Annotated in this window: 1 protein-coding gene; it reads left to right on the plus strand. The window is 78.5% G+C overall.

The annotated features are described in order from the left end of the window. Nucleotides 1-833: hypothetical protein (locus tag GTW08_RS18640; protein WP_202417377.1), on the plus strand; the 833-nt coding region annotated here is incomplete at both ends.

An 833-nucleotide genomic window follows, 5' to 3' on the forward strand; every position in this document is an offset into this window, starting at 1 on the left:
GGCGCCGCCGGACTCGACGCGCTGACCGAGGCCGTCGCCGTCGCCGAGGCCGACGGCGACCCGGAGACGCTGGGGGAGTGCCTGGCCCGGCGCGCGGAGCTGCTGACCGGCCCGCTCAACGCCCTGGACGACGGCGTCGCCGCGGCCCGGGCGGGAGCCGAGCGGATGGCCGGGCTGGGGCTGGGCCGGACCTCGTCGGTGTCGCTGCGGGTGGTGGCGGCGAACGGGCTGTTCCGCGCCGGTGCCTGGGACGAGGCCGAGCGGGAGGTGGCGACGGCATGGTCGGCCGCCCCGTCCGGGGCGCAGATGCTGGAGCTGCGCCTGGCCCGCGCCCGGCTGCGGATGGGCCGTGGCGACCTCGACGGCTCCGACGTCGACCTCACCGCTGCCGAGCTGATCGCCGGGTCGGCGGGCCTGCCCAAGCAGCGGTTGCCGCTGCTGATCCTGCGCGCCGGGCTGGAGATGTGGCGGGGCAACCCGGAGCTGGCGTTCGCCCACGTCGGGAAGGGGCTCGACGTCGTCGAGTCCGGCGTCGACGACGTCTTCGCGGTCGCGCCGCTGCTCTGGCACGGTGCCCGCGCGCACGCCCAGGCCGTCCTCGCCGGACGTCCCCCCGACGCCAGCGGGCTGCGACGGCTGCGCCGCCACCGGCGCGACCTCGTCGACCGCGGGGACCGCTCCGCCCCCGCGCTGCGCGGGGTGATCGCGAGCTACGAGGCCATGTGCTCCGCCGAGGACGCCCGGACCACCGCGGGGTCCGACCCGGGCACCTGGCGGGGCGTCGCGGACCTGCTGGACGGCCTCGGCCAGCCCTACCCGGGCTCCTACGCCCG

Origin of the sequence: Pseudonocardia sp. SID8383 (genome assembly GCF_009864975.1) — a bacterium.
GTDB classification, from domain to species: Bacteria; Actinomycetota; Actinomycetes; order Mycobacteriales; family Pseudonocardiaceae; genus Pseudonocardia; species Pseudonocardia alni.